Here is a 26,738-nt window from a genome sequence, read left to right as displayed (position 1 = left end):
TCCCTTTCTATGCAGACAGGACAGCTCGCCCCTCAGTTCGAGCTCCCCGATCAAACCGGCACTCCCCGTTCGCTCGACGCGTTGCTCGCGGACGGCCCGCTGGTCCTCTTCTTCTATCCCGCCGCGAATACCCCGGTGTGCACGGCGGAGGCCTGCCACTTCCGGGACGTGGCCGGCGACTTCGCCGCGCTGGGCGCCTCGTGCGTCGGCATCAGCGCCGACGGCGTCGACACCCAGGCGGGATTCGCCGACAAGCAGGGCCTCGGCTATCCGTTGCTCTCCGATCCCGACGGCACGGTCGCCGCGCAGTTCGGCGTGAAGCGCGGGCTGCTCGGCAAGCTCGCTCCGGTCAAGCGGCAGACCTTCGTCATCGATCCCGACCGCACCGTCCGCAAGATCATCACCGGCGAGCTGCGCGCCAACGTGCACGCCGACGAGGCGCTGAAGTTCCTGCGCGAGCGCGCGCAGTAGGTCCCGGCACGGTCGTACCGGAAACGCCGGGGCGATCACCACGTTTCCGCCCTCGCCCGGCTTACTCTGGGCTCATGACTGCGACCGACGGACAGCTGGAGCAGAAGTCGACCGGGCCCGCCTGGAAGACCTGGGTGGTCGGCGGACTGGCGGTGATCGCCGTCCTGTTCATCGCGTACTTCATCCTGTCCGCGTTCATCCCGCGCTGGTGGGCGCAGCGGATCGCGGAGATGGTCAACGGCAGCTTCGCCAAGGGCATCGGCTGGGGCCTGGTCTTCGGCGGCGTGTGCACGGTCATCCCACTGTTCCTGCTGCTGTTCGCGGTTCGGGTGTGGCGGCGCCGGGGTGGCCGGTTCATGGCCGGTGCGGCCGTCGTGATCGCCGTGCTCGTCGCGATCCCCAATCTGATGACGCTCACCATCGTGCTCGGCGGCAGCAATGCCGCCCATGCCGGGCAGCGGATCCTCGATGTCGACGCGCCCGCCTTCCGCGGCGCCTCGATGGCCGGTGCGATCGCCGCCGCGGCGATCTGGCTGGCGGCCCTCGTGCTGGTCGTCATGCGGTGGTGGCGGCGCCGGCATCCGAAGCAGCGCGGCACCACGACACCGCCCGCGACCACTACCGATAAGGCCATGACCCGGCCCGACGGTTTGTGAGTGAACTCACGCTACTCAGCATCTGCATGACGAGCGAGCGAAGTCGTGGCAAACTTGGCGCCACGGGTGACTGTGAACATGCTTTTCAATAATCGGTAGGCTACCTAACAAAACCACGTCACTTGGCTTGAAAGAAGGCACACAGTGACGAAGTGGCTCGACCCCGTAGAACAACGAGCTTGGCGTGCGATTGTCGCGCTGATGACCCGCCTACCAGGCGCTTTGGATACCCAGCTGCAGCGCGAATCCGGGGTCACCCATTTCGAGTATTGGGTTTTGACTCTGCTGTCCGAGGAACCTGGACATCGCTTACAGATGAGTGACCTCGCCCACAAGGCAAATGCATCGCTATCACGGCTTTCGCACGTCGTATCGAAGCTCGAGCGGATGGGCTGGGCGGAGCGCTCGGCTACCGTCGGGCGCCGTGGCGTGCAGGCGGTACTGACAGACGACGGCTACCACAAGGTGGTCGAGGCGGCCCCCGGATATCTGGATGCGGTGCGCCGCTTCGTCTTCGACGGCCTGGAGCCGGAACAGACCGCCCAGCTGGCGGAGCTGAGCGAGCTACTCGCCGACCATCTCACCGATGCGCTGGGCCGGTCGAGCGGGACGACTCAGGAAGATCCGCCCGCCGAGACCTGATCGGCCAGCAGCACGTCCGTATCGAAACAGGTGTGGGTCCCGGTGTGGCAGGCCGCGCCCTCTTGATCGACGACCAAGAGGATGGTGTCGCCGTCGCAGTCGAGCCGGACCTCGTGCACATACTGAGTGTGACCGGAGGTCTCCCCCTTGACCCAGTACTGCTGGCGCGACCGCGAATAGTACGTGGCCTTACGGGTTTCCAGCGTCCGGGCCAGCGCCTCGTCGTCCATCCACGCGACCATCAGCACGTCGCCGGTGCCGCGCTCCTGCGCGACAGCGGCGACCAATCCGGCGTCGTTGCGCTTGAGCCGGGCGGCGATGGCGGGGTCGAGAGTCATAGCACGGTTATAACAGCCGGACATGGGTGCTATTCCCGGCGGCCCGGTCAGGCGGCGCGATTCAGTTCGCCCAGTAGTTGCCAGGTTCGCTGCTCGTCGGCGGGGGTGCTCAGGTCGGTTTGGCTGAAGACGACGTCGGTGGCGCCGGCCTCGAAGTACTCGGCGACGCGGTCGGCGATGGCTTGTTCGTCGCCGATGACGACCAGATCGGCGGCCCGCGAAGCGCCGGACAGTTCGATGATCCGTTGATAGGAGGGGATGTCGTCGTAGAACGCGGTCGACTGCTCGGCCGCCGCGCGAGCGCCCTCCACATCGGCGGTGACCACCCCCGCGACCATGACCACGATGCGCGGCGCGGAACGGCCCGCTCGCTCAGCGGCTTCGGTGATCGGCGCGACGACGTGTTCGGCCAGCGCCTTCGGGCCGACCAGGAAAGGCAGTGTGCCGTCGGCCAATTCACCGGTGGCCCGCAGCGCCTGCGGCCCCATCGCGGCGACCAGCACCGGCACCGCCGGCTTCGCGCCCGCCACCGCGGCGGGCATCGGCGCGACCGCGGTGAGCAACTCGCCTTGGAAATCGACTGTGCCGGTGTCGAGTACGGCGCGCAGCGCGCTCAAGAACTCACGCAACCGGGCGATCGGCCGGTCGTACGGGACACCGAAGGCGGACTCGGTGAAGGCTCGCGCGCCGAGGGCGAGGCCGAGCGTGAACCGGCCGTGCGTGGCCGCCTGCGCGGTCTGCGCCTGACTGGCGATCAGCAGCGGATGTCGCGCCGGGATCGGAATCGCCGAGGTACCCAGTTCCAGCTCGGGTACCTCCCGCCCCACCGCCGTGGACAGCACGATGCTGTCGTGGCTGAACGTCTGGCCGAACCACAGCGAACTCAACCCCGCCGCAGCGACTTGCCTGCCCGCGGCGACCGCCGCATCCACCGCGTTGTCGGTTTTGTCGAGACGGAAGGGCGACAACGCAATACCGATGCTCATCTCCCCACCAACGCCACCCAGCGCAAGCCACATTCCGCCACGGCCGATTCCCGCCGAGTCCGCCGCACTCCCTCCTGCGCACGATTTCGCAGAGCGCAGACGATTTCGTCAACAAACTCACACGCAGCGAACCATTCGATACGCAACACCCGCCCCTCCCGCTGCTCCGGCACCGGCCGCCACCCCGCCGCCGCGCACACAACCCCATGCCGCGCATGAAATCTCTAGCCAACCCATTCGCAGCGAACAAACTTCTACGCGGCGGGCGAAATCGTGCGCGGCGCACCCGATAACTGCGCACTACCCCGGCCCGCGTATACAACCTCAAAGCGCGTACATCCTCGAGCCGCGCACCAACACTCCAGCCGCGCACCAAATCCCGAGCCGCGCACCAAATCGCTAGCGAATTCGTGCGCGCCGGGCGAAATTGGGCGCGGGCGGGCTAGCGGACGACGATGTTTTCCGCGCGCATCGAGTCCTTCACCTGGCCGATGGTCAGGTCGCCGAAGTGGAACACGCTGGCCGCGAGCACCGCGTCCGCGCCCGCCTGCACGGCCGGGGCGAAGTGCTCGACCGCGCCCGCGCCGCCGCTGGCGATGACCGGAACGGAGACCGCGGCGCGGACGGCGCGGATCATCCGCAGGTCGAAGCCCGCCTTGGTGCCGTCGGCGTCCATCGAGTTGAGCAGGATCTCGCCGACGCCCAATTCGGCTCCGCGGGTGGCCCATTCGACCGCGTCGATGCCGGTGCCGCGCTTGCCGCCGTGCGTGGTGACCTCCCAGCCGGAGGGCGTCGCGGGCTGCCCCTCCGGCACCGTGCGCGCGTCCACGGACAGCACGATGCACTGCGAGCCGAAGCGTTCCGACATCTCGCGCAGCACCTCGGGCCGCGCGATCGCGGCGGTGTTCACCGAAACCTTGTCCGCGCCGGCGCGCAGCAGCCGGTCGACGTCGTCGACCGTGCGCACCCCGCCGCCGACGGTGAGCGGAATGAAGATCTGCTCGGCGGTGCGGGTCACCACGTCGATCATGGTGCCGCGATCGCCGGTGGAGGCGGTGACGTCCAGGAAGGTCAGCTCGTCGGCGCCCTGCGCGTCATAGGTCGCGGCCAGCTCGACGGGATCGCCTGCGTCGCGCAGGTTTTCGAAGTTCACGCCCTTGACCACCCGGCCCGCGTCGACGTCCAGACACGGAATCACGCGTACCGCCAACGTCATTGCCTCACCCTTCCTCCGCGGTCGCCGGATCGGCGACCGTGCAGATCATTTCGAGCAGTTCCTCGTGCACGCCCGGCGCGGCGGCCAGCACCGAGCCCGAGGTGATGGTCCACGGCGCGCCGGCCAGGTCGGTGACCACGCCGCCGGCGGCCCGGATCAGCGCGACGCCCGCGGCGTTGTCCCACGGGTGATGGCCGAACACGATGGCGCCGCCGAGCACCCCGGCCGCGGTGAACGCCAGGTCGATGCCGGTGGATCCGTGCATCCGCACGCGCGAGGAGAGCCGGCTGAGCGGGCCGAGCAGATCGAACCGGAACTGCCCCGGAATCCGGCCTCGCGCATCGACATTGAACGCGCCGAAGCCGATCATCGCCTCGGCCAGCTTGCCGTGCGGCAACGGCGGCAGCGGTTGCCCGTTGAGCTGCACCGGTCCGCCCGTGATCGCGGCATACCGCTGTCCGAGCAGCGGCAGCCAGGTCAGGCCGAGCACCGGCTCGCCCTCGTGCACCAGCGCGAGCAGCATGCCCGAAAGCGGGTGCCCGGACGAGTAATTGAACGTTCCGTCGATCGGATCGAGCACCCACGCGGTGCCGGACACGAGCTGCGGCCCGCCGAATTCCTCACCGTGCACCTTGATTCCGGTGCGCTGCTCGAGCTCGGCGGAGATGGTGCGCTCCAGCTCCAGATCGAGTTCGGTGGCGAAGTCGTTGCGCCCCTTGGTCACCGCGCTCGGCGCGCCGACCCCCTCGATGAAGCGGGAGGTGACCGAGTCCAGGATCTCGCGGGCGACCGCGAGCAGAGCCGATAGGTCCGGGCTCATCTCACCGCGGCCAGCGCCTCGGGCAGCGTGAACCGGCCCGCGTAGAGCGCCTTGCCGACGATCGAACCCTCGACGCCCTCGGGCACCAGTTCGGCGATCGCGATCAGGTCCTCGATGGTGGAGACGCCGCCGGAGGCGATGACCGGGGCGTCGGTGGCGTTGCACACCTCGCGCAGCAGGTCCAGGTTCGGGCCGGTCAGCGTGCCGTCCTTAGTGACGTCGGTGACCACGTAGCGCGAGCAGCCGTCGCGCTCCAGGCGCTCCAGCACCTCCCACAGGTCGCCGCCGTCGCTGACCCAGCCGCGGCCGCGCAGCCGGTAGTCGCCGTCGATGATCCGCACGTCCAGGCCCACCGCGACGCGTTCGCCGTGCTTGGCGATGGCCTTGGCGCACCAGATCGGATCCTCCAGCGCGGCGGTGCCCAGGTTCACCCGGGCGCACCCGGTGGCCAGCGCGGCCTCCAGGGTGTCGTCGTCGCGGATGCCGCCGGACAGCTCCACCTTGACGTCGAGTTCGCCGACCACACCGGCCAGCAGCTCACGATTCGAGCCGCGGCCGAAGGCGGCGTCCAGGTCGACCAGATGGACCCACTCCGCGCCGGCGCGTTGCCATTCCAGGGCGGCATCGCGCGGCGAGCCGTAGTTGGTTTCGCTCCCGGCCTCCCCCTGCACGAGGCGCACGGCCTCTCCATTGGCGACATCGACGGCGGGTAGCAGCACAAGACTCACGACTGCGCCTCGCTGGCGCTCGGCTCCGTCGACGTCTTTGACGCTGTATTGATGGTTCGTTCGCTGCGCTCACTCACGCGACCACCCTAGTGGTTCCGTTCGTCCGGCCCGTCTCCGGCCTGCGCATATAGGAGCTGAATCACCGATCGAGGATTCGGGTGAGCAGACGGACCAGCTCCGCGCGCTCCGCCGGGTCGAGGCCGGACAGTAGTTCGTCCTGCGCGCCGGCCAGTCGCTCGTCCAGCTCGGCGAGATGGGCCGTGCCCGCCTCGGTGATGGTGACGATCTTGCGCCTGCGATCGCCCTCGTCTGGGCTGCGCTCGACGAAGCCGCGGCCGGCCAACTCGTTCACCGTGGCGACGATGTCGCTGCGGTCGATCCGGGTGCGCCGGCCCAGGTCGGCCTGGCTGATCGAGCCGAACTCGCCGAGCGCCGCGAGCAGCGCGTAGTGGTAACGCCGCGAGCCGGTGGCGTTCAGCGCCCGCTCGGTCGCCCGATTGGCGACGAGGGCGACCTGATTGACCAGCCGGGTGGGCAGCGCCCGCAGTCTGGCGGGCGCACCCTCCTGCGAGATCTCCATGGTGCAATCTAACTCTTGTTGGTCGCACCCACAATATGTGAACGGGCGAATCGCGATACGTCCTCGGCGAGGTCTGCCGCTTCGGCGCGGTTGGCGCCGAAGCAGACCGATGACTATCGCGGGTCGAGACCACCCGATCTAGACGACCGCGCCCGTCCGGGCATGGGCTGCCAGCACCCGGCGGCGGTAACAGACCAGGGCCGCTGCCACCGCGAACAGCGCGGTCAGCGCCGCCGCGACGAGGCGCAACCCCTCCCCGATCTGGAATTCCGTTGCGGCCCGTTCGATCTCGGCGAGGGTGTGCTCGTCCCGATCGTCGAACAGGATCGTCGCCCGCGGCCACTCGTACAGCACCGACAGCAGGAACTGCCCGCTGATCAACGAGATCAGCGACAGCCCGGTCCAGCGCAACCCGACCCGATACCGCACCGCCGCCACGAGCGCGAGCACCGCGCATAGCGTCAGCACACCACCGAGCGGTCGCATCACGTCACCGACGCTGACCACGCTCATGAACCGCTGGGACAGTTCCAGCGACTCCGGGACGTCCCGAAAGATGTTGGGATACAACAGCAATGTCTCCGCCGCGGCGGTGCCGAAGACGAAACACGCGACCACGGCGTACCCGGTCAGCACGACCAACGGGACTGTGACGCTCCTCATAGCGGCCTCCTCGGATCGACCATAGATCCACGCCGCCACAAGCGAATCCGGTGGCAACCCCGATATCCCGCGCGGACGAGTCAGGGTCTACCCGGAGGCGGCGCCCACGACCGACGCCGCGGGCAGCCCCCGCGACCGGGGAATCGCCGGTAGTGTCTCGCCACGGCGATCACTCCGGTCGCCGACTCCGCACTCTCCCTAGGGATCTCGTATGTCGCGCTCGACCCTGCCTGCCGTGCTCCTGATTTCGGCTGCCACCTGCACCGCGGTGCTGGCCACCGCGCAGACCGCAGCGGCAGCCCCGCCCGAGGAGGCGCGGCTGGCCGGCTGCGATTTCGGCACCGTCGCAGGGACTTACGACTACGCGCGCTTCGACGACCATGCCGGCAAGATGCTCGACATCACCACCGGCATGTTCCGCGCGGAGTTCGAGGAGGCCCGGCCGACCATTCAGGCCAACGCCGCCGCCAGCCACACCCGCGCGACCGTCGATTCGGTGGACTGCCGGGTCGTCTCCGGTGACGAGGCCCGCGCGGACGTGACCGTCGACGTGGTGCGGACGACCACCAGCGACGAGACCGGCGGCATGCCGAAGACCAACAAGATGTCGCTGCTGATCACCGTCGAGAACGTGAACGGCCGCTGGCTGGTCAACCGGGCCGAAACCCGGTAGTCCGGTTGGGCTTACAGCGACTGCACCCAGTTGTGCAGCAGCTGGGCCCCGGCGTCGCCGGACTTCTCCGGGTGGAACTGGGTCGCCGAGAGCGGCCCGTTCTCCACCGCGGCGAGGAACGGCACGCCGTGCTCGGCCCAGGTCAGCTTGGGTGCGGCGAAATGCTCGCCCGGCGGCAGATCCCAGGTCTGGGCGGCGTAGGAGTGCACGAAGTAGAACCGCGTCTCCTCGTCCAGGCCGGCGAACAGCACGCTGTCCTGCGGCGCCGACACGGTGTTCCAGCCCATGTGCGGCAGCACCGGCGCGGACAGTCGTTCCACCACGCCGGGCCATTCCGCGCAGCCGTCGGTCTCCACGCCGAATTCCACGCCGCGCTCGAACAGGATCTGCATGCCGACGCAGATGCCGAGCACCGGACGACCGCCGGCCAGGCGCTGGCCGATCATTCGCTCGCCCCGCACCGCGCGCAGTCCGGCCATGCAGGCGGCGTACGCGCCGACGCCGGGCACGACCAAACCGTCGGCGGCCAAGGCGATCTCCGGATCGGCGGTCACCTCGACCTTCGCGCCCGAGCGAACCAGCGCGCGCTCGGCCGAGTGCAGGTTGCCCGAGCCGTAATCGAGCAGCGCGACAGACTTCAGTGTCATAGCGTCCCCTTCGTCGAGGGAACGCCGTGCACCCGCGGGTCGAGTTCGACCGCGGCACGCAAAGCCCTTGCCACCGCCTTGAATTCGGCTTCGGTGACGTGGTGCTGGTCGCGGCCGTACAGCACGCGCACGTGCAGCGCGATGCGCGCGTTCAACGCGATCGACTCGAAGACGTGGCGGTTGAGCACGGTGGAGTACGGTGCGCCGGGACCGGATCCGGGGATCACTGCGTGCAGCAGGTGTTCCGGCTCGCCGGTGTGCACGCAGTATGGTCGCCCGGAGACGTCGACCGCGGCGTGCGCCAACGTCTCGTCCATCGGGATGTAGGCGTCACCGAACCGGCGGATGCCGGCCTTGTCCCCCAACGCCTTTCCCAGCGCCTGGCCGAACACGATCGCGGTGTCCTCCACCGTGTGGTGGGCCTCGATCTCGGTGTCGCCCTCGGCCCGCACGGTCAGGTCGAAGCTGGCGTGCGCGCCCAGCGCGGTCAGCATGTGGTCGTAGAACGGGACGCCCGTGGCGATTTCGGTCTTGCCGGAGCCGTCCAGGTCCAGCTCGACCACGATGCTGGACTCTTTGGTGACACGCTCGACCCGCGCGATTCGGTTCATGATTGGTTCCTCCACAGGCGGATTCATCGGGGCGTCACGTCGGTGTGCACCAGAATGCGGCTGACCTTCAGGAGTTCGTCGTTCTCCGCGGCCAGCCCGATGGTGGTGCGCAGGTAGCCGGGGATGCCGACATCGCGGATCAGCACGCCATGATCAAGATACCGCTGCCAGCTCGCGGATGCGTCGGTGAACCGGCCGAACAGCAGGAAATTCGCGTCGCTCGGGATCACGTCGAAGCCGATCTCGGCCAGCGCCGTCGCGACCCGATCACGTTGCGCGGCAAGCTCTGCGACGCTGCCGAGGGTCTCGTCGGCGTGCCGCAGCGCCGCCCGCGCGGCCGCCTGGGTGACCACCGAGAGGTGATACGGCAACCGCACCAGCAGCATCGCGTCGATCACCGCGGGCGCGGCGACCAGGTAGCCCAGCCGGCCGCCGGCGAAGGCGAACGCCTTGCTCATGGTCCTGGTCACCACCAGTTTCGCCGGGAACCGATCGATCAGCGCGAGGGCACTCGGCTGCGCAGAGAACTCCCCGTACGCCTCGTCGACCACCACGATGCCCGGCGCGGCCTCCAGGATCCGCGCGAGATCATCCTGCGGAATGCTGTGTCCGGTCGGGTTGTTCGGGCTGGTCACGAAGACCACGTTCGGCGAGCGCTCCGCGATCGCGGCGACCGCATAGTCGACGTCGAGGGCGAAGTCGGCGTTGCGCTTGGCCTCGATCCATTCGGTGTCGATGCCCTCGGAGATGATCGGGTGCATCGAGTACGACGGCACGAAACCCAGTGCGCTGCGGCCGGGTCCGCCGAACGCCTGCAACAGCTGCTGCAGGATCTCGTTGGAACCGTTTGCCGCCCAGACGTTGTCGGTGTCCACCGCGATACCCGTTTGCCTGGTGAGGTATTCGGCCAGGTCGCCGCGCAGCGCCACCGCGTCCCGGTCCGGGTAGCGGTGCAGGTCGGCGGCGGCGATCCGAATGGACTCGGCGACGTCGTCGATCAGCGCCCGGCTCGGCGGGTGCGGGTTCTCGTTGGTGTTCAGCTGCACCGGCACGGTCAATTGCGGTGCGCCGTAAGGCTTCTTGCCGCGCAGGTTGTCCCGCAGCGGTAGGTCGTCCAGGCTGATGTCCGCGCCCGGCACGGTGGCCTGGCCGGTCATGACAGCGCCTCGAAACGCGCCTGCACGGCCTGGCCGTGGGCGGGCAGGTCCTCGGCGTTGGCCAGCGCTACCACGTGACCGGCCACATCCTTCAACGCCGCCTCGGTGTAGTCCACGACGTGGATGCCGCGCAGGAACGTCTGCACGCTCAAACCCGAAGAGTGCCGGGCACATCCGGCCGTCGGCAGCACATGGTTGGAGCCCGCGCAGTAGTCGCCGAGGCTCACCGGTGCGTACGCGCCGACGAAAATCGCACCGGCACTGCGTACTCGGGCGGCCACGGCGGCGGCGTCGACGGTCTGGATCTCGAGGTGTTCGGCCGCGTAGGCGTTCACCACCCGCAGACCCTGCTCGATGTCGTCGACCAGCACCGTGCCGGACTGCTTGCCGTGCAACGCTTCGGTCACCCGCTCGGCGTGCTTCACCACGGCCATCTGCCGGGTCAGCGCCGCGTCCACCGCGTCCGCGAGGTCCGCGCTGTCGGTGACCAGCACGCTGGCCGCGAGCACGTCGTGCTCGGCCTGGCTGATCAGATCCGCCGCGACGTGCACCGGGTCCGCGGTCGCGTCGGCCAGGATCGCGATCTCGGTCGGCCCGGCCTCGGCGTCGATGCCGACCAGGCCGCGGCACAGCCGCTTGGCCGCGGTGACGTAGATGTTGCCGGGCCCGGTGATCAGATCGACCGGCTCCAGCTGGGCGCCGTCGGTGTCGACGCCGCCGTAGGACAGCAGCGCGACGCCCTGTGCCCCGCCGACCGCCCATACCTCGTCGACGCCGAGCAACTGCGCGGCAGCCAGGATGGTCGGGTGCGGCAGGCCACCGAACTGTGCCTGCGGTGGCGAGGCCACCACCAGCGAGCCCACGCCCGCGGTCTGCGCGGGCACCACGTTCATCACCACGCTGGACGGGTAGACGGCGTTGCCGCCGGGCACATACAGCCCGACCCGCTCGACCGGCACCCAGCGCTCGGTCACCGTGCCGCCGGGGACCACCTCGGTGGTCTTGTCGGTGCGCCGCTGATCGGCGTGCACCTTCCTGGCCCTGGCGATGGACTCCGCCAGCGCCGCGCGCACCGCGGGATCCAGCTCGTCGAGCGCCTTCTCCAGCTCGGCCGCGGGCACCCGCACCGTCGCCGGGCTGATCCCGTCGAACCGCTCGCTGTACTCCTGGGCCGCCGCGACGCCACGATCCCGGATCGCCTCGACCACCGGCCGCACATGATGCAGCACCGAGTCGACGTCGACTCCCCCGCGCGGCAGCGCGGCGCGCAGCTCGGCAACGGAGGGAGTGCGACCGCGCAGATCAACGCGGGCGAGCTCGATGCGGGTAGTCATGTGGTGTCGATCCTTGTCTTCAGCCGAATCCGCAACAGGAAAGTTGCAGCTACCAGCCTATCCGGCCGACGCCAGCCGTTATCCGCACGGTCTGCCCTGTTGCGCCCTGCGTCTCACCGGTAGCGCCCGGGACCGGCGCCGACCAGCTCATCTACCGCGACGAAGGGCGATCAGCAGACGTCGACGCCGGATTCCGCGAAAGTCAGGACAGGTTCGGGAAGCGCGTGTCGCTGTCGATGAGCAGCTTGCCGCCGGAGCTGATCACCCGCAGGACCAGCGGCTTGTCCTGGCCGTCGATGATCAGGCTGTCCAGCTTGATGTCCATCGATCCATCCGCACCGCTGTCGCCGGACTTCCTGATGTTGGTGAAGTTCTCGACCGTGTGCGCGTCCCAGTACTGGCGGAACCCGGTTTCGGTGCCGTAGACCTTCTGCGCCGCCGGCGTCAGGATGGACCACGATCCGCTGGCGTCGTCGTAGAACCGCTTCACCAACGCCGCCGCGGGACCCTCGGTGACCTTGCCATCGCTGGTGGTCTTGCCGGGCGTTCCGGTCGGCGGAGCCGAGCTGGGCCCACCGCTGGCCGCACTCGTCGACGGCGGACCCGCATTCACCGTCGGCGAATTCGAGTCCTTCTGGCTCAACGCACCGATCAGGATCGCGGCCACCGCCACCACCGCGCCGATCGCGGCGCCGATGATGACGGCCTTGCTCTTGCCGCCGGACTTGCGCGGCACCGGGCGCGGCTGGGCCTGCGTGCGGGGATGGGTGGCGGTGTTCGGCTGCGCGGGCCGCCGCGGCGCGTGCTGCGGACGGTGCGCGGGCTGCTGCGGGCGCTGCTGCCGTTCGGCCGGCTGCTGCACCGGCGCGGACACCGCCGACGGGCGCAGGGCACGCGTCGCCGATTCCGGCGCGCCGTTGCGGCGGCGCACGAAAGCCTCACTGGCGGGCACGAATCCGGCGGCCACCGGCGCGGGGCCGGAGTCGGCGAACGCGGCCAGATGGTCGAGGGCGGCCCGCATGGTGGGCCGGTCCTGCGGTTCCGGGCTGAGCAGGTCGAGCAGGAAATCCGTTGCGGGCCCGGCGTTTCGCGGCTCGCTGACCTGACCGTTGGCCGCGGCGTACAGCACCGCGAGCGGGTTGGCGTTCGCGCCGTACGGCGGTTCGCCCTCCAGCGCGTGGAAAAGAGTTGCGCCCAAGGCGAATACGTCCGAGGCGGGCGTCGGGTCCGCGCCCCGCGCCATCTCCGGCGCGAGATAGGCGGCGGTGCCGCAGATCAGCCCGGTCTCGGTGAGCGTGACGTCACCGGCGGCGCGGGAGATGCCGAAGTCGGTGATCTTCACCGTGCCGTGGTCGTCGAGCAGGATGTTGCCCGGCTTCACGTCCCGGTGCACGATGCCCGCGTCGTGCGCGGCGATCAGCGCCGAGGCGACCTGTTCGCCGATCCGCGCGACCTGGGTCAACGGCAGCGGGCCCTGCGCGGACAGCACGCCGGCCAGGCTGTTGGATTTGAGGTATTCCATCACCAGGCAGGGATCACCCTGATGCTCGGTGATGTCGAACACCACAATGGCATTCGGATGCTGGAAACGAGCGGCGTTGCGGGCCTCGCGAATGGCACGCTGGCGCACCACATCACGCTCGGCCTCGGGGAGGCTCGGCTTGATGTGGATCTGCTTGACGGCCACCGAGCGTTGCAGACGCTCGTCGATGGCACGCCAAACAACACCTGTGCCGCCGCTACCAATCCGCTCGACCAGGCGGTAATGCTCCGCGATCAACTGACCGGTATCGATGGCGCCTACTCCGAACCTTCTCGAAATCGTGACATCCCGCATATTGCTTACAGACGCGGTCCGGGGACGAGTGTAGCGGGCCGCGCGACTTCGGTCCGCGCCAGCACGGGCATATTCTCCGCCCACATCGGCGCGCCGCGACTAATGCGCCGCCCGCAGCATCCGTCCGGCCGCGTCCACCGCGGGCCCAGAGCTGTTGGCGTCGTTGATGAATACGGCAAATGCCAGGTCATCGGCGATGCCGACGAACCAGCCGTGCGCGTGCTTGTCGTCGATGAATTCGGCGGTGCCGGTCTTGCCGAGCAAGCCGGGGATGTCGCGCAGCTGAGTCGCGGTTCCGGCGGTGACGGTTTCCCGCATCATGGCCTTGACCTGGTCGGCGACGCTCGCGGGCAACGCGGCCGGCGTCTTGTCCGGTGTGCCCGGTTGACCCTTGACGATCGTCGGCGCGGGCACCGAACCGCGCGCGATGGACGCGGCGACCAGTGCCATACCGAACGGTGTCGCGGTCACCTGGCCCTGCCCGATGGCGGATTCGACCCGCAGCGCGGGGGTGTCCGCGGGCGGCACCTTGCCGGTCACGGTGGTCAGTCCCGGTGTGACGTAGTCGATGCCGAGACCGAGTTGCGCGGCCGCGTTCGTCAGCGCGTCGGCGGGCAGTTTCACCCCGAGCTCGCCCATCGTCGTGTTGCACGAACGCGCGAACGCGGTATGTAGCGGGACTTGTCCGAGGTCGAAATTGTTGTCGTTGGGGATCTTGCGGCCCTCGATGTTCGCGACGCCCGGGCAGGGCAGCACGGTGTCCGGCGTGACCGTGCCCGCTTGCAGCGCGGCCGAGACGGTCACCGTCTTGAACGTCGAACCCGGCGGGTACAGCCCGGTGAGCGCGATCGGCCCCTGTGCGTCGGCGGCGGCGTTCTGCGCGACCGCGACGACATTGCCGGTGGACGGCTGGATCGCGACGATCGCCGCGGGCTGCGGGATCGGCGTCAGCGCCGCCTCGGCCGCCTGTTGCAGGTCGATGTTCAGGGTGGACGCGATATCGGCGGTCGGCTTCGGATCCTGGCCGCCGACGCGCTGGGTGCCGTCGCCGGTCTGCGCGCGCACCGCCCAGCCCGCGTTGTCGTCGGCGTTCTTCTGCCACAGTTCGGCCAGCCCGGACAGGGTCGGCGAGGCGAGCGACTTGTCGTTGGTGAGCAGCCGGGTCTGCGGCGCGAGGGTGACGCCGGGCAGACCGGACAGCTGCGCCTGGATCGGCGCGAGATCGGCGTCGCGCAGGCTGATCGCGGTGACCGGTTTGCCCTGCGCCGCAGCCAGATCCGCCTGCAACGACTGCGCGGTGATGCCGGGCGAGATCGGGCCGAGCAGACCGGCGAGCGCGCCGAGGTCGGCGCCGGGGCTCACGTTGACCAGCGTGACCACCTGCTGGGTCATCAACTCGCCGCCGGTGGAATCGAGGATGCGCGACGGTTGCGGATAGACCGCGCTGTAGCTCAGCGGGCCGGCGGCCAGGCCGGGTGCGACCGTGTCCGGGTTCCACTTGACCTTCCAGCCGTCGCTGTCGTTCGCGGTGCCGGTGGTCGTGTAGGTCCACTCGGACTTGCCGTCCTTGCCCAGCTTCCAGGTGGCGGCCAGCGTGAAGGTGTTCTTGTCGATCGAGCGGACGTCGAAACGGACCTCCTTGCCGAGGCCGTCGTAGAGCTTGCCGAGGGCGTCGGCGGCCTTCGCCGGATCGTCGGTCAGCTTGGCCGCGGCCGCGACATCGTCGCGGTTCAGCGCGTCGGCGAACTGGCCTGCGACCGTGTCCGGCTGGTCCGGACCGGACGAGCAGGCGGCGAGCACGAGCGCGGGTGCGGCGAACAGGACGAGGTAATTCCGGCGGGTACGCACCCAGCCGACTGTATCTGCCGGCCCCGGCGAGGTGAGAGAGGCTACGCCGGGGCGGGCTGGTTCACGCGGTCCGCCAGGAGCCTGTAACCAGGGCGGCGGCGTCGGCTTCGGTGAGGTCGATGGCGAACTCCTCGGACAGGATCTTCGGCAGTTCGCTCGCTTCGATCAGGCGGGTTTCGCTGGTGCCGTCCGGGCGTTCGGTGATCAGCGTGGTGCCGTCGACGGTCAGGTGGATGTCCGGGCCGAAGTGCTGCACGTAAGGGCGGGTGGTGAACGGCGAACGCGGCGAGGTGGCGACGAAGTGGTTGCCGACCGCGAAGTCGATGCGGTACTGCGGGGTGGTCGCGAAGGTGTAGCGGCTGATCCAGCCGTCCTTGCCGAACTGGTGCAGCACCCACAGGTCGCTGTCCAGCTCGCCGCGGGTGTATTCGAGCCGGAACTTCCACTCGCCCGCGGTGAAATCGGTTGTCTCCGTAGAGAGTTCGAACGGTTCGAGCGGGCCGGAGCCGAAGCCGACGTCGCACAGCCAGACTCGGTCGTCGTCATCGGTGGTCACGCGCAGGAGGGCGTGCGTCGCGGGGCGCAGGCCCTCGTCCGCGCCCATCGTGACCCGGGCGCTCAGCGCGGTGATACCGAACCCGAGCCGTTCCAACGCGGCCGCGAACACGCCGACATGCTCATAGCAGTAGCCGCCGCGGCGCTGCCGGATCAGCTTGTTCTGCAACGACTCCAGGTCCAGCAGGATCGGGCGGCCGAGCAGGATCTCCAGGTTCTCGAACGGAATCGAGGTGGTGTGCGCACGCACCACCTTGCGCAGCGTCTCCACCGTCGGCGCCCGCTCGCCGTCGAACCCGATACGCGCCAGGTACCCGTCCAGGTCCAGTTCCGCGCCGTCCCAGTGATACGCCGGATCCGTCGGCTTACCCATTCTCACCCTCACTTCGTCGTCGGTGTCGTCAACATCAACCGCAAGCGGCCGCGATCCTGTTCCCGGATCGAGGTCGATGCGATCAGGCGGCGCACTTGGCGTTCGGTGGGGCGGGCGGTGCGGTGGCGATGCCGTGGGCGACGTCGACGAGGTAGTCGCGATCGGGGCCGTCGGTAGGTTCGGTGCCGAGCAGGAGTCGCTGGACTACGCAACCGCCCTCGAAGAAGGCGGGTCCGACGCTGTGATCGCCGGGGACCACCGCGCCGTACAGGTCGCGGCCGGTGGCGATGGTGTACATCGACGTGGGTTTGCCTGCGGCGAGCAGTCCGGCGCGCATCTCCAGCGTCGTCGGATAGGGCACCACGTTGTCTCCGGTGCCGTGGATCAGGAACGCGCGCCGCACACTCATCCGACCGGCCACCAGCGCGGGCGAACGCTCGGCATAGGCCTGCGGGCAGACAACGGGCGTGCAGCCACCGGCATCGCGTTCGATCTGTGCGGGCAGCACGGGATCGATCACCGCCGAACCCAGCCACATCGTGAAATCATCTGCGGGACCGTAATTGTCGACCCAGTAGTCGAACAATCCGGGCGGGGCGTACGCCGCCGCGAGCCCACTCATGATCCCGCCCTGGCTCCACCCCCACAGCACCGTGCGCGTGATGGAAGGATGCTGATCCTTGTACCACTGAGTGGACGCCACGAGGTCGTGCCAACCGGCCCACAGATTCCACTCACCGGTACGCCACACACTGCTGTCCGAGCGCAGATCCATCGAAAGCACCGGCGCACCGCTCTGCCGGGCAATCGACGTCAGATACCCCGCATAGCTGTCCGACCCGGCATCGTGCCCATGCACCGCGACAACCAGATCCGTCGGCGAAAAGTCCCCCGCCCCACACCGATCCGGCTCATACACCAGCCCCGTCGCATCCTCCCCATCGACGCTGACCGTCACCGCCCGCACCGCCACCTGCGTCTCACACTCCGGCTCAGCCGCAACCGACGGCGCGACCGCAGTAGCCAACCCAACCAACAGCGCACCCACCGCGACCACTACGAATCCACGCCTCATCCTCGAATAATGGCACGCCACCAGCGCGAACCGGCCAAACCAGGCCGGACCCATGCGCCCTACGCCCCGCCGCGTACCCGTCCCACCCCGCACTGCGCATCCGCCGATGCGCGCCACCACTCATATATCGAGGTGCGTCATATGGTCGCCAGTTGATCTTCAGCAGCAACCATTTGACTCCCCTCGATACGCCGGAACGACCTCTTGACTCACCTCGATGTGTGAGAGTGCGGATTCCGCTGTTGGCGTGACGAACTGCTCGATCGGAGGAGGACCGAGCAGCCGCCTGCGATGGCAGCAGTGATCACCACGATGGCGAAGGTGGTTGCGCCGCCGGTCAAACCTATTGCGTCGCTGAGGAAACCGGCACTCAACGGCAGGACGGCCGCGGGCAGGTAGCCGCCGACGTTCTGGGCGGCGTTGGCTTCGGCGAGGCGAGCTGCGGGGACGGTGGCGCTGATCGCGGTGAGGCCGCCGAATTGGCCCAGGCCCTGGCCGATTCCGGCGAGGACGGCGGCCGTTGCGAACAGGGTGAGAGAGGAAAGCTGTAGTGACAGCACCAGGGTCAGCATGCTTACCGTCGTTGCGACCGCGCCACCGAGCAGAATCGTGCGCACCCGCAGGCGGCGCGCGGCGAACTGGATGCCGGTGGCGCCCAGGAACATCACGAAGGCCAGCCCGCCCGCGATCACCCGGTTGGTGGCGCCGAGCAGGTGCGCGAGCAGCGACGGTCCCAGCGACAGCACGAACGAGGTCGAGGTGATCCCCGGCGCGAACACTGCGATGCCGAGCAGCACCGCCGTCCGCCCACCCGGCGCCACCGCGGGAATCCGAATCCACGGCCCGCGCCCACCGGCGCCCTTCGGCAGATCCAGCCGGGCAACCACCACGAAAGCCGAGACGAGCAGCGCGATTTCGACCACGAAGATGGTCACCGTCGGGCCGGGCACGGTCTCCGACAGCACACCGGACAACAGCGGCCCGAACCCCGCGCCCAACACCATCGCCGACGAAGCGGCCAGCGCCGCAAGCCGTTTGCGCTCCGGCCCACCCACATCGGTCACCGCCGCCATCCCCGCGGACACCGCCGCACCCACCGCGATCCCGGTGAGCAACCGCGCAACCGCAAGCACCGCAACCGAACTCGCGGTGGCGAACAGCACACACGCCACCACCGCCAGCGCGATCGCGGGCAACAGCACCGGCTTACGCCCGACCCGATCCGACACCACACCCGCGACCAGCAGCGCACCGAGCAGCCCGACGATGTAGCTGGCGAAGATCACCGTCAGCGTGCCGGCCGAGAACCCGAGCTCGCGCTGCCACACCACGTACAGCGGTGTCGCCGCGTTCGACAGCACGAACACCGCCATGACCGGCCATGCCGCCAGCCACACGAGCCCGTCCCGGTTCACCCGGTGCGCAGTGAGCGTCGCCATCCCAACCTCCACTGGTTCGACTTTTATCGTACCGATACGAACGAAATCGAACTTAGCATCTAGTACGATAAAACCCGTACAGGGCACCCACACCCTCAGGAGTCCCGCGATGCCATCGGCAACCGAAGTCCCCGACACCCGGCTCCCCGAGCCGGACCGTGCCGACCTCCGCCTCGATCACGTCCTCGCCGCGCTCAGCGATCCCTTGCGGCTCACCATGATTCAAAAGCTGCTCACCGAATCCCCCGACACCGACCGCTCCTGCGGCTGGTTCGACATCGACCGCCCGAAATCGACGCTCACCCACCACTTCCGGGTGCTGCGCGAGGCCGGCGTCACCCGCCAGCAGCGCTACGGCCTGGAGCGCCGCAGCAAGGTCCGGATCGACGACCTGGAAGCCCGCTTCCCCGGCCTGCTCGACCTGGTCCGCGCCTGGAAACCGGGGCACTGACGCCGGATCGTTTGTGGCCGGGACTGGTCGGCGCAGGTCTGCTAAATTCCCGGTCATGGCCTTCTTGAACCGCCTGATGTCCAACGCGACCTTGATCAGCAAGCTGATGGACAACGCGCCGAAATGGCAGGCCCAGCTGCTGGCCAAGAAGAACGACCTGCGCGGCGGTTCCTTCCGCGACGCGAGCATGGGCATCTGCGCGCTGGTCGCGGCCGCCGACGGCAGCATCGACCCGGCCGAGCGGATGAAGGTCGCGAACCTGATCGCCGCCGATCAGGTGTTGCAGAACTTCCCGATCGACGACCTGCGCGCCCTGTTCGAGGACAACTGCAACCGCCTGACCAGCGACCCAGCCTTCGGCCGCGCCCACGTGCTGCAACAGATCGGCAAGGCCGCGGGCAAGCCGACCGAGGCCGACGCGGTCGTCCGGATCGGCATCATGATCGGCAACGCGGACGGCAACTTCGACCAGACCGAGATCGCCGCGGTCCGCGAGGCCTGCCAGACCCTGCGCCTGAACCCGCAGGACTACGGCATCTGAACCGCACCGTCGAACGCTAGGATTCGCTGATGCGTTCGATTGATGTGGCTGAGCGACGGGCCCGCCTGGCGGTGCGGCATCGGCTCGCGGCGGCGAACCGGTCCGATCAGGTGGCCGAGATCGTCCGATCGATGGTGGTGCTGCACGCGACCGACCCGGCGACGGTGTTCCTGTCCGTCGGGTCCCGCAGCAACACCCTCGCCCCGCCCGACGTCGAGCAGGCCCTCTACGACGACCGGACGCTGCTGCGCATGCTCGCGATGCGCCGCACCATGTTCATCGCGCCGCTCGACCTGGTCCCGGTCTTGCAGGCGTCGTGCGCGGATGCGTTGGCGCACAAGCAGCGTCGCGCCTACCGCAAGTTCATCGAGCAATCGGGGGCGGTCGAGGGCGACGTGGCGAGCTGGCTGGACGACGTCGAGGCCGAAACGCACGACGCGCTGCTGGCCAGGGGCGCCGCCACCGGCGCACAGCTGAGCAAGGACGTGCCCCGGCTGCGCACCCAAGTGGATCCCGCTCCGGGGAAGTCGTATTCGCGCCCGACCAACATCACCACCTGGGTGCTGGTCACTCTCGGTTGCGAAGGCCGGATCGTGCGCGGCCGCCCGAACGGCAGCTGGGCCAGCAGCCAGTACACCTGGGAGCCCATCGAATCCTGGCTGCCCCAAGGGGTTCCGTCGATGTCGGCCGAACAGGCGCGCGCCGAACTGCTCCGGCAGTGGTTGCACGCCTTCGGCCCGGCCCCGATCACCGACCTCAAGTGGTGGACCGGCTGGGGTCTCGGCGAAGTACGCAAGGCGCTCACCGATCTCGACGTGGTCGAGGTCGACTTGGACGGCGCCACCGGCCTTCTGCTCGCCGACGACGTGGAACCCGTTGCGGCGCCGGAACCTTGGGCCGCGCTGCTGCCCTGCCTCGACCCGACCCCGATGGGCTGGCAGTCCCGCGACTGGTACCTCGGCCCGCACGCACCGGCCCTGTTCGACACCAATGGCAATATCGGACCGACGATTTGGTGGAACGGCCGCATCGTCGGCGGCTGGGGGCAGCGCGGCGACGGCGAAATCGTCTATCGCCTACTGGAAGACGTGGGCGCCGACGCCGTCGCACTGATCGAGGCCGAGGCCGCGCGGACCGCCGAATGGTTCGGCGACGTGCGCGCTATCCCCCGCTTCCGCACCCCGCTGCAACGCGAACTGACCGCCTGATCAGGCCGGGCAGCTCGCACCCGGCGGGAGCGGGGCGGTGTCGACGCCGGTCAGCACGTTGATGACGTAGTCATGGGCCGCCCCATCCAACGGTTCCAGCCCCTCGACCACCCGTTCAACGACGCAGATGCCTTGCTGCCAGGTCGGCCCGACATCGTGCAGACCGGGTTGAATGCTGCCGTCCGGACCCCGCTCAGTCACCACCGTGTACATCGAGTACGGCTTGCCCGCCGCAGCCAGTGCGTTCTTCAGATCGACCGAATGCTGGTACGGCACATCGAAATCGAAGAGTCCGTGGATCAGGAAGGTGCGCTCGGCATTCAGCTTCGGCGCGATGGCGACCAGGGAGCGGTCGGCGTAGGCCTGCGGACACTGCTGCGGTGTGCAGCCGCCCGCGTCGTGCTCGATCTGCGCTCGCTGCGCCGGGAAGAACGCGCTGGTCAAGTTCCAGTAGTCGACGATGTTCGTCGGAGCGAAGGCATCGACCCAGTAGTCGAACAACCCGGCGGGCCCGTACGCCAATGCCAACCCGGCCGTCAGACCGCCTTGACTCCAACCCCACAGCACGGTCTTGCCGACCGACGGATGCTCGCTCTTGAACTGCTGTGTGAGCGCCACCGTGTCCTGCCATCCGGCCCACGGATTGAACTCACCCGGTTTCCACACACTGCCCTCGGCCCGCTGATCCAGCGTCAGCAGCGCGGCTCCGGTGCGCCGAGCCATCCCAGCCATGACGTCGGGATACGAAGCGGCCGTCTCGCTGTACCCGTGCACCGCGACGATAAGACTGCGCGGCGCCAGATCACCCGGACTGCACCGATACGGCTCATAAACCCGCCCGGTCGCCTGCTCACCATCGACAGTCGCCGCCACCGTCCGCACGGCCACGTCCCCAGCACACTCCGGCTCGGCCGACACCGAGGGCGCAACCAGCCACGACGCAACCAACATGGTCACGCTCGACAACAACCACGCAACCGCGCGCCGGCCACCAATCATCGCCGCATAGTACCCAGCAGTGGCAAACACTCGGCTAATAGCCGGAGTCCGCAACGTCCGACTGAAGTCGGCCACATCACAGCTGGTCAAGCCGCACAGGTCGCACCTGGTGGCGCGGCGGGCGCTGTGTCCACCCCGGCCAGCACATCGGTGACGTACTCGCGAGCCGCCCCGTCCAACGGCTCGAGATCCGTGAGCAACCGCTCCACCACACAGGCTCCCTGGAACCAGACCGGACCGATCCAGTGCGTACCGGGCAGCACCGCCCCGTCCGGCCCTCGCCCCGTCACCACCGTGTACATCGAATACGGCTGCCCCGCCGCCGCGAGCGCGTTCTTCAGATCGAGCGAATGCTGGTACGGGACAATCGGATCCGCGGTCCCGTGCACCAGGAACACCCGCTGCGCGCTCATCTTCGCCGCGAGCGCCACCGTGGATCGATCCGCATACGCCTGCGGGCAGACCGCCGGCGTGCAACCACCGGCGTCACGCTCGATCTGCGAGACCTGCGGCAGCCCCAGCGTGTTGCCCGCATTCCAGTAATCGACGGTGTTCGACGGACCCGCGGTATCGACCCAGTAATCGAACAACCCCGCAGGCCCGTACGCCAACGCCAGCCCGCTGGTCATGCCGCCTTGGCTCCACCCCCACAGCACGGTCTTACCGATCGACGGATGCTCGCTCCTGTACCACTGCGCGGTAGCGACCACGTCGTGCCAACCGGCCCAGGGATTCCATTCCCCCGTCTTCCACTGGCTGTCCCCGCCCCGTTGATCGAGCGTCAGCAGCGTCGCTCCACTCCGCTGCGCGTTCGCGGACATCACGTCCGGATAGTCGGACGACTTCTCGTTGAACCCGTGCACCGCAAGGATCAGCCGCGCCGGCGGCAGGTCACCGGGAGTGCACTGATACGGCTCATAGGCCCACCCGTTCGACTGCTCCCCGTCGACCGCGACAGCGATCGGCCGGATGACCACACTTCCAGCACAGTCCGATTCGGCCGCAGCCGACGGCGCACCGACCCACGACACCGCAAGAATTGTCACGATCGACAGCACCGAGGCAAGCAGGCGACACCCGCTGTTCATTACGGCATCGTGGCACGGGTTCACGCAAATGTATTGCGTAACAACGGTAATGCGATCAAGACGAGACAACACACTCGTTGATCGGCACCCGCGATCGTTCCGCTACATGTCCAGGCCCAGGTCCAGCACGCGCACCGAGTGGGTCAACGCGCCGACAGCGAAGTAATCGACACCGGTGCCCGCGTATTCGGCGGCCACCTCGAGGCTGAGCCCGCCGGAGGATTCCAGCTTCGTCTGCGGCGCCACCGCATTGCGGCGTTGCACGGCGGCCTGGGTCTGCCACAGCGGGAAGTTGTCGAGCAGCACGAGTTCCACGTCTTCCGCGAGCACCGCGTCGAGTTGCTCGAGGCTGTCCACCTCGACCTCGCAGGCGATGTCGGGCGCCAGCTCGCGGACGGCCCGCAACGCCTCGACCACCGAACCCGCGGCGACCACATGGTTGTCCTTGATCAGCGCGGCATCACCGAGACCCATCCGGTGGTTCACCCCGCCGCCGACCCGGACCGCGTACTTCTGCAACGCGCGCAGTCCGGGCAGCGTCTTGCGGCTGTCGCGGATCTTGCAGTCCGTCCCCTCGACCGCGTCGACCCAGGCGGCGGTGGCGGTGGCGATGCCGGAGAGATGGCAGACCAGGTTGAGCATGGTGCGTTCGGCGGTGAGCAGGGCGCGAGTGGGGGCGACGACGGTGAGCACGGATTGCCCCGGGGTGACCCGGGTTCCGTCCGCGACGCGGCCGGCGACCTCGTAATTCCCCGCGCCGATCACCTCGTCCAGCACCAGCAGTCCGACGTCGAGCCCGGCCACCGTCCCCGGTTGCCGCGGCACCACGGACGCCTTCACCACCGCGTCGGCGGGCACCGTCGCGGCAGTGGTGATGTCCGGGCCGTAGCGCAGATCCTCGTCGAGCGCGGTCCGGATGAGGGCGAGCACCTCAGCCTTGTCCAACCTACTGTCCAGAGCCATCAATCACTCCTCTATCTACTCGTGCGTGCGACCGGGGTCGAGTGGCACATGGCGGGTTTGCCACCACCATGTGCCCTCGCGACACGGTCGGTTATTGGTCGAGCCGGGGGCGACCGTCCTCGTCCAGCACTACTGACATGCTGTGGCGGAGGCGGTCGTCGGACTCGGGGTGATCGGAACGCGTGTGGCAGCCGCGACTTTCGGTGCGGGCGGAGGCGGCGAGCAGCAAGGTGCGGGCCGTCAGGGTGAGCGCGGCATCCTCGATCGCCTTGATGTTCGCGGCAATATCGGGGCCGGCCACATGCCCGGTCTCACGTTGTGTCACTGCGTCTTTCATGCGCTTGAGCGCCTCGTCCAGCCCCGCGCGGTCCCGCACCACCGAGGCGTGGTCGGTCATCAGTTGCTGCACCACACCGCGATCCGCGCTGTCGACGATCCGGGTGGATACGTCGGTCGCTCGACCGCGCTCACCGAGCCGTTCGGCAGCCGCCGCGCCGACCCGTTCGCCGACGACGAGACCTTCGAGCAAGCTGTTGGACGCCAACCGATTAGCGCCGTGCAGTCCGGTGCGCGCAACCTCGCCCGCGGCATAGAGCCCCGGCACCGCTGTGCGACCGTGCGGGTCGGTCACCACCCCACCGCATTGATAGTGCGCCGCCGGAGCGACCGGAATCAGGTCGGTACCCGGATCGATGCCCGCCGCGCGGCAGGAGGCGGTGATCGTCGGAAACCGTTGCGGGAAACCGTCGATCGCTCGCGCGTCGAGATAGACGTGGTCCGTGCCGAGCGCGCGCATCCGCGCCGCGATGGCCCGCGACACCACATCCCGCGGCGCCAGATCACCACGCGGATGAACCCCGGCGGTCACCGAATCTCCTTCGGAATCCACCAGAATGCCGCCCTCGCCCCGCACCGCCTCGCTGATCAGCGGACGGCGCCCGAGCCCACCCGGCGTGTACAACACCGTCGGATGGAACTGCAAGAACTCCAGATCGGCCACCGCGGCCCCGGCCCACAGCGCCAGCGCGACCCCGTCGGCGGTCGCACCCGGCGGGTTCGTGCTGAGCGCGTAGAGCTGCCCGAGACCACCGGTCGCCAACAGCACCGCCGGCGCGTGCACGACACCGAATCCCTTGTCCGACACCGCTAGAACACCTTGCACACCGGCAGGACCGGTGCGGATCTCACAGGCCGCCGCGCCGAACAGCACCGGCAAACCGGCCGCGTTCAATGCCCGCTGCACCTCCGCGCCGGTGGCGTCGCCGCCCGCGTGGATGATCCGCCGAGTGCTGTGCCCGCCCTCGCGGGTCCGCGAAATCTGCCCGTCCCGGCCGAGATCGAAGACCGCACCGAGGTCGGTCAACGCCGCGACCGCGGCCTGCCCGCCTTCGACGATGGATCGCACGGCGTCCACATCGCACAGTCCGGCGCCGGCCTCGACCGTGTCGTGCACGTGCGATTCGACCGAATCACCTTCCGGCGCAACAACAGCGATCCCGCCCTGGGCGTACTGGGTGGACGTGTCGGTGGCACCGCCCTTGCTGAGCGTCAACACCCGCAGCCCGCGCAGCGAGGCGGTGCGCGCCGCGGTCAGTCCCGCGACGCCACCGCCGATCACCACCAGATCGGCCTCGGTCTCCCAGTCGATCGACACTGGAGTCATTCGCCCGTGCCTCTCTGTGCGTTGCGCAACCGCTGTCCGACCACCGCCGCGAGGGCAGGGGTCGGCGTCATTCACCACCGCCCGGCGTACCGATCTCGATCATTCGCTGCACCGAATTACGGCCGCGCGCCGCGGTTTCCAGGTCGACGTGCACCTCGTCGCGGCCCTCGACCAGGCAGCGCAGCAGCGCCGCGGGGGTGATCATCTTCATGTACTTGCACGAGGCGCGGTCGTTCACGGCCTGGAAGTCGATGCCGGGGGCGGCCTTTCGCAGCTGGTGCAGCATGCCGATCTCGGTGGCGACCAGCACCTGCGTTGCCTGACCGCGCTGCTCGCGCACCTGCTTGGCCGCGTCGATCATGCCGCCGGTGGACAGGATGTGCACCCGCTCGGCCGGGAACGCGCCCTCGCCGGCCAGGTACAACGCCGAAGTGGCGCAACCGCATTCGGGGTGCACGAACAGATCCGCGTCCGGGTGGGTGCGGGCCTGCTCGGTCAGCTCGTCGCCGTTGATACCCGCGTGCACGTGGCATTCGCCGGCCCAGATGTGCATGTTCTCCCGGCCGGTGACCCGCTTGACGTGCGCGCCGAGGAACTGATCCGGCAGGAAGAGCACCTCGCGGTCCGGGTCGATCGAGGCGACCACGTCGACCGCGTTGGACGAGGTGCAGCAGATGTCGGTGAGCGCCTTCACTTCCGCGGTGGTGTTCACATACGACACCACCACCGCGTTCGGGAATTCGGCCTTCCAGGAACGCAAGTCGTCCGCGCTGATGGAATCCGCGAGCGAGCAGCCTGCTCGCTGATCCGGAATCAGGACGGTCTTGGCGGGGCTGAGGATCTTCGCGGTCTCGGCCATGAAGTGCACGCCGCAGAACACGATGGTGTCCTCCGGGGCCTCGGCCGCGATCCGGGACAGCGCCAGCGAGTCGCCGACGTGATCGGCCACGTCCTGGATCTCCGGCAACTGGTAGTTGTGCGCGAGAATCGTCGCGTTTCGTTCGCGGGCCAGTCGCTTGATCTCCTGTGCCCACTCGGGGGTGGCTTCGACACCAGTGAACCCCGACGGCCCGTCGAACACCTGCCCCATCAGCGGAGGCGCCAGTTTCGCACCCATCGTCGCCATGATGGCTCCCTTCGTCGTGCGAACAGCTACTCCGCCGATTCGCACCAAAC

At 68.7% G+C, this 26,738-nt stretch carries 28 protein-coding genes; 7 read left to right on the top strand and 21 right to left on the bottom strand.

The features are described 5' to 3' along the window. Positions 1-9: 9 nt before the first annotated feature. The 3 genes from F3087_RS36435 to F3087_RS36425 all read left to right on the top strand — a co-directional run bounded on the left by F3087_RS36435 (position 10) and on the right by F3087_RS36425 (position 1,769). Positions 10-471 (top strand): peroxiredoxin, encoded by a 462-nt coding sequence (locus F3087_RS36435; protein ID WP_150406658.1) that lies wholly within the window; start codon positions 10-12, stop codon positions 469-471. A 74-nt stretch (positions 472-545) separates the two neighbouring features. After that, on the top strand, positions 546-1,127 hold the full coding sequence (locus F3087_RS36430; RefSeq protein WP_223885607.1) for a permease: 582 nt from the start codon (positions 546-548) through the stop codon (positions 1,125-1,127). A 201-nt stretch (positions 1,128-1,328) separates the two neighbouring features. After that, on the top strand, positions 1,329-1,769 hold the full coding sequence (locus F3087_RS36425; RefSeq protein ID WP_223885606.1) for a MarR family winged helix-turn-helix transcriptional regulator: 441 nt from the start codon (positions 1,329-1,331) through the stop codon (positions 1,767-1,769). Here F3087_RS36425 and hisI read toward each other — a convergent pair. From hisI to F3087_RS36390, 7 genes are all read right to left on the bottom strand, one after another. Continuing rightward, positions 1,742-2,107, bottom strand: a complete 366-nt coding sequence (gene hisI, locus F3087_RS36420; protein WP_150406656.1) for a phosphoribosyl-AMP cyclohydrolase — start codon at positions 2,105-2,107, stop codon at positions 1,742-1,744. The two genes, F3087_RS36425 and hisI, sit on opposite strands and share 28 nt — an antisense overlap. A 47-nt stretch (positions 2,108-2,154) precedes the next feature. Further along, positions 2,155-3,093 carry a TIGR03564 family F420-dependent LLM class oxidoreductase gene (locus F3087_RS36415; protein WP_150406655.1) on the bottom strand — a complete coding sequence of 313 codons (939 nt, stop codon included), beginning with the start codon at positions 3,091-3,093 and terminating at the stop codon, positions 2,155-2,157. A gap of 442 nt (positions 3,094-3,535) precedes the next feature. Then, on the bottom strand, positions 3,536-4,309 hold the full coding sequence (gene hisF, locus F3087_RS36410) for an imidazole glycerol phosphate synthase subunit HisF (protein WP_150406654.1): 774 nt from the start codon (positions 4,307-4,309) through the stop codon (positions 3,536-3,538). Between the two features lie 4 nt (positions 4,310-4,313). Next, positions 4,314-5,129 carry an inositol monophosphatase family protein gene (locus F3087_RS36405; RefSeq protein ID WP_150406653.1) on the bottom strand — a complete coding sequence of 272 codons (816 nt, stop codon included), beginning with the start codon at positions 5,127-5,129 and terminating at the stop codon, positions 4,314-4,316. Next, entirely contained in the window at positions 5,126-5,857 is a 732-nt protein-coding gene (gene priA / locus F3087_RS36400; RefSeq protein ID WP_150406652.1) for a bifunctional 1-(5-phosphoribosyl)-5-((5-phosphoribosylamino)methylideneamino)imidazole-4-carboxamide isomerase/phosphoribosylanthranilate isomerase PriA, read from the bottom strand. Before priA ends, F3087_RS36405 begins: the two co-directional genes overlap by 4 nt. A 139-nt stretch (positions 5,858-5,996) precedes the next feature. Continuing rightward, the gene (locus F3087_RS36395) at positions 5,997-6,437 is read right to left on the bottom strand and encodes a MarR family winged helix-turn-helix transcriptional regulator (protein ID WP_150406651.1); all 441 of its coding nucleotides are present in this window, start codon (positions 6,435-6,437) and stop codon (positions 5,997-5,999) included. 138 nt (positions 6,438-6,575) lie between these two features. Next, positions 6,576-7,100, bottom strand: coding sequence for a hypothetical protein (locus tag F3087_RS36390; RefSeq protein ID WP_150406650.1), 525 nt, complete (start codon positions 7,098-7,100; stop codon positions 6,576-6,578). Positions 7,101-7,311: 211 nt separating this feature from the next. Between F3087_RS36390 and F3087_RS36385 the strand changes: the two genes are divergently transcribed. Beyond that, entirely contained in the window at positions 7,312-7,773 is a 462-nt protein-coding gene (locus tag F3087_RS36385) for a hypothetical protein (RefSeq protein ID WP_150406649.1), read from the top strand. Positions 7,774-7,784: 11 nt separating this feature from the next. Here the strand turns inward: F3087_RS36385 and hisH are convergent, their stop codons facing one another. The 9 genes from hisH to F3087_RS36340 all read right to left on the bottom strand — a co-directional run bounded on the left by hisH (position 7,785) and on the right by F3087_RS36340 (position 18,649). Further along, positions 7,785-8,420, bottom strand: a complete 636-nt coding sequence (gene hisH, locus F3087_RS36380; protein WP_150406648.1) for an imidazole glycerol phosphate synthase subunit HisH — start codon at positions 8,418-8,420, stop codon at positions 7,785-7,787. Next, positions 8,417-9,034: an imidazoleglycerol-phosphate dehydratase HisB gene (gene hisB / locus F3087_RS36375; protein ID WP_150406701.1), complete on the bottom strand. Its 618-nt coding sequence runs from the start codon at positions 9,032-9,034 to the stop codon at positions 8,417-8,419. The genes hisH and hisB overlap by 4 nt, the downstream gene beginning before the upstream one ends. A 20-nt stretch (positions 9,035-9,054) precedes the next feature. After that, positions 9,055-10,188 carry a histidinol-phosphate transaminase gene (locus F3087_RS36370; RefSeq protein WP_150406647.1) on the bottom strand — a complete coding sequence of 378 codons (1,134 nt, stop codon included), beginning with the start codon at positions 10,186-10,188 and terminating at the stop codon, positions 9,055-9,057. Continuing rightward, positions 10,185-11,522 (bottom strand): histidinol dehydrogenase, encoded by a 1,338-nt coding sequence (hisD, locus tag F3087_RS36365; protein WP_150406646.1) that lies wholly within the window; start codon positions 11,520-11,522, stop codon positions 10,185-10,187. Before hisD ends, F3087_RS36370 begins: the two co-directional genes overlap by 4 nt. A gap of 202 nt (positions 11,523-11,724) precedes the next feature. Then, positions 11,725-13,302, bottom strand: coding sequence for a serine/threonine-protein kinase (locus F3087_RS36360; RefSeq protein ID WP_317983950.1), 1,578 nt, complete (start codon positions 13,300-13,302; stop codon positions 11,725-11,727). 156 nt (positions 13,303-13,458) lie between these two features. Continuing rightward, positions 13,459-15,207: a penicillin-binding transpeptidase domain-containing protein gene (locus F3087_RS36355; RefSeq protein ID WP_150406644.1), complete on the bottom strand. Its 1,749-nt coding sequence runs from the start codon at positions 15,205-15,207 to the stop codon at positions 13,459-13,461. Positions 15,208-15,268: 61 nt separating this feature from the next. Next, on the bottom strand, positions 15,269-16,135 hold the full coding sequence (locus F3087_RS36350; protein WP_150406643.1) for an arylamine N-acetyltransferase family protein: 867 nt from the start codon (positions 16,133-16,135) through the stop codon (positions 15,269-15,271). 82 nt (positions 16,136-16,217) lie between these two features. Then, a complete protein-coding gene (locus tag F3087_RS36345; RefSeq protein WP_150406642.1) occupies positions 16,218-17,210 on the bottom strand; it encodes an alpha/beta hydrolase family protein in 993 nt (330 codons plus the stop codon). Positions 17,211-17,419: 209 nt separating this feature from the next. Then, positions 17,420-18,649 (bottom strand): MFS transporter, encoded by a 1,230-nt coding sequence (locus F3087_RS36340; protein ID WP_150406641.1) that lies wholly within the window; start codon positions 18,647-18,649, stop codon positions 17,420-17,422. A 109-nt stretch (positions 18,650-18,758) separates the two neighbouring features. Here F3087_RS36340 and F3087_RS36335 point away from each other — a divergent pair, with 109 nt between their 5' ends. Genes F3087_RS36335 through F3087_RS36325 form a run of 3 tightly spaced genes read left to right on the top strand, consistent with a single transcriptional unit; the run spans position 18,759 to position 20,849 of the window. Then, on the top strand, positions 18,759-19,100 hold the full coding sequence (locus F3087_RS36335; RefSeq protein ID WP_150406640.1) for an ArsR/SmtB family transcription factor: 342 nt from the start codon (positions 18,759-18,761) through the stop codon (positions 19,098-19,100). A 55-nt stretch (positions 19,101-19,155) separates the two neighbouring features. Beyond that, complete coding sequence (locus F3087_RS36330; RefSeq protein ID WP_223885605.1) at positions 19,156-19,641, top strand: tellurite resistance TerB family protein; 486 nt, start codon at positions 19,156-19,158, stop codon at positions 19,639-19,641. A 29-nt stretch (positions 19,642-19,670) separates the two neighbouring features. Then, the gene (locus tag F3087_RS36325; protein WP_150406639.1) at positions 19,671-20,849 is read left to right on the top strand and encodes a winged helix DNA-binding domain-containing protein; all 1,179 of its coding nucleotides are present in this window, start codon (positions 19,671-19,673) and stop codon (positions 20,847-20,849) included. Here F3087_RS36325 and F3087_RS36320 read toward each other — a convergent pair whose 3' ends face one another. The 5 genes from F3087_RS36320 to nadA all read right to left on the bottom strand — a co-directional run bounded on the left by F3087_RS36320 (position 20,850) and on the right by nadA (position 26,688). Further along, a complete protein-coding gene (locus F3087_RS36320) occupies positions 20,850-21,800 on the bottom strand; it encodes an alpha/beta hydrolase family protein (protein ID WP_150406699.1) in 951 nt (316 codons plus the stop codon). Positions 21,801-21,934: 134 nt separating this feature from the next. Beyond that, positions 21,935-22,936, bottom strand: a complete 1,002-nt coding sequence (locus tag F3087_RS36315) for an alpha/beta hydrolase family protein (RefSeq protein WP_150406638.1) — start codon at positions 22,934-22,936, stop codon at positions 21,935-21,937. A 102-nt stretch (positions 22,937-23,038) separates the two neighbouring features. Beyond that, positions 23,039-23,899, bottom strand: coding sequence for a carboxylating nicotinate-nucleotide diphosphorylase (gene nadC, locus F3087_RS36310; protein ID WP_150406637.1), 861 nt, complete (start codon positions 23,897-23,899; stop codon positions 23,039-23,041). A 91-nt stretch (positions 23,900-23,990) separates the two neighbouring features. After that, on the bottom strand, positions 23,991-25,562 hold the full coding sequence (locus F3087_RS36305) for an L-aspartate oxidase (protein ID WP_150406636.1): 1,572 nt from the start codon (positions 25,560-25,562) through the stop codon (positions 23,991-23,993). Between the two features lie 67 nt (positions 25,563-25,629). Further along, entirely contained in the window at positions 25,630-26,688 is a 1,059-nt protein-coding gene (nadA, locus tag F3087_RS36300) for a quinolinate synthase NadA (RefSeq protein ID WP_150406635.1), read from the bottom strand. Positions 26,689-26,738 lie beyond the last annotated feature (50 nt).

The sequence above is a fragment of the Nocardia colli genome (assembly GCF_008704205.1).
Lineage (GTDB): Bacteria > Actinomycetota > Actinomycetes > Mycobacteriales > Mycobacteriaceae > Nocardia > Nocardia colli.
This window is presented reverse-complemented; position numbering and strand designations above follow the sequence as displayed.

Bases quoted from the DNA above. Each gene is read 5' to 3' on its own strand.
- F3087_RS36435 (WP_150406658.1), top strand. From the start codon at position 10: ATGCAGACAGGACAGCTCGCCCCTCAGTTCGAGCTCCCCGATCAAACC.
- F3087_RS36430 (WP_223885607.1), top strand. From the start codon at position 546: ATGACTGCGACCGACGGACAGCTGGAGCAGAAGTCGACCGGGCCCGCC.
- F3087_RS36425 (WP_223885606.1), top strand. From the start codon at position 1,329: ATGACCCGCCTACCAGGCGCTTTGGATACCCAGCTGCAGCGCGAATCC.
- hisI (WP_150406656.1), bottom strand. From the start codon at position 2,107: ATGACTCTCGACCCCGCCATCGCCGCCCGGCTCAAGCGCAACGACGCC.
- F3087_RS36415 (WP_150406655.1), bottom strand. From the start codon at position 3,093: ATGAGCATCGGTATTGCGTTGTCGCCCTTCCGTCTCGACAAAACCGAC.
- hisF (WP_150406654.1), bottom strand. From the start codon at position 4,309: ATGACGTTGGCGGTACGCGTGATTCCGTGTCTGGACGTCGACGCGGGC.
- F3087_RS36405 (WP_150406653.1), bottom strand. From the start codon at position 5,129: ATGAGCCCGGACCTATCGGCTCTGCTCGCGGTCGCCCGCGAGATCCTG.
- F3087_RS36395 (WP_150406651.1), bottom strand. From the start codon at position 6,437: ATGGAGATCTCGCAGGAGGGTGCGCCCGCCAGACTGCGGGCGCTGCCC.
- F3087_RS36390 (WP_150406650.1), bottom strand. From the start codon at position 7,100: ATGAGGAGCGTCACAGTCCCGTTGGTCGTGCTGACCGGGTACGCCGTG.
- F3087_RS36385 (WP_150406649.1), top strand. From the start codon at position 7,312: ATGTCGCGCTCGACCCTGCCTGCCGTGCTCCTGATTTCGGCTGCCACC.
- hisH (WP_150406648.1), bottom strand. From the start codon at position 8,420: ATGACACTGAAGTCTGTCGCGCTGCTCGATTACGGCTCGGGCAACCTG.
- F3087_RS36370 (WP_150406647.1), bottom strand. From the start codon at position 10,188: ATGACCGGCCAGGCCACCGTGCCGGGCGCGGACATCAGCCTGGACGAC.
- hisD (WP_150406646.1), bottom strand. From the start codon at position 11,522: ATGACTACCCGCATCGAGCTCGCCCGCGTTGATCTGCGCGGTCGCACT.
- F3087_RS36350 (WP_150406643.1), bottom strand. From the start codon at position 16,135: ATGGGTAAGCCGACGGATCCGGCGTATCACTGGGACGGCGCGGAACTG.
- F3087_RS36345 (WP_150406642.1), bottom strand. From the start codon at position 17,210: ATGAGGCGTGGATTCGTAGTGGTCGCGGTGGGTGCGCTGTTGGTTGGG.
- F3087_RS36340 (WP_150406641.1), bottom strand. From the start codon at position 18,649: ATGGCGACGCTCACTGCGCACCGGGTGAACCGGGACGGGCTCGTGTGG.
- F3087_RS36335 (WP_150406640.1), top strand. From the start codon at position 18,759: ATGCCATCGGCAACCGAAGTCCCCGACACCCGGCTCCCCGAGCCGGAC.
- F3087_RS36330 (WP_223885605.1), top strand. From the start codon at position 19,156: ATGGCCTTCTTGAACCGCCTGATGTCCAACGCGACCTTGATCAGCAAG.
- F3087_RS36325 (WP_150406639.1), top strand. From the start codon at position 19,671: ATGCGTTCGATTGATGTGGCTGAGCGACGGGCCCGCCTGGCGGTGCGG.
- F3087_RS36320 (WP_150406699.1), bottom strand. From the start codon at position 21,800: ATGTTGGTTGCGTCGTGGCTGGTTGCGCCCTCGGTGTCGGCCGAGCCG.
- F3087_RS36315 (WP_150406638.1), bottom strand. From the start codon at position 22,936: ATGAACAGCGGGTGTCGCCTGCTTGCCTCGGTGCTGTCGATCGTGACA.
- nadC (WP_150406637.1), bottom strand. From the start codon at position 23,899: ATGGCTCTGGACAGTAGGTTGGACAAGGCTGAGGTGCTCGCCCTCATC.
- F3087_RS36305 (WP_150406636.1), bottom strand. From the start codon at position 25,562: ATGACTCCAGTGTCGATCGACTGGGAGACCGAGGCCGATCTGGTGGTG.
- nadA (WP_150406635.1), bottom strand. From the start codon at position 26,688: ATGGCGACGATGGGTGCGAAACTGGCGCCTCCGCTGATGGGGCAGGTG.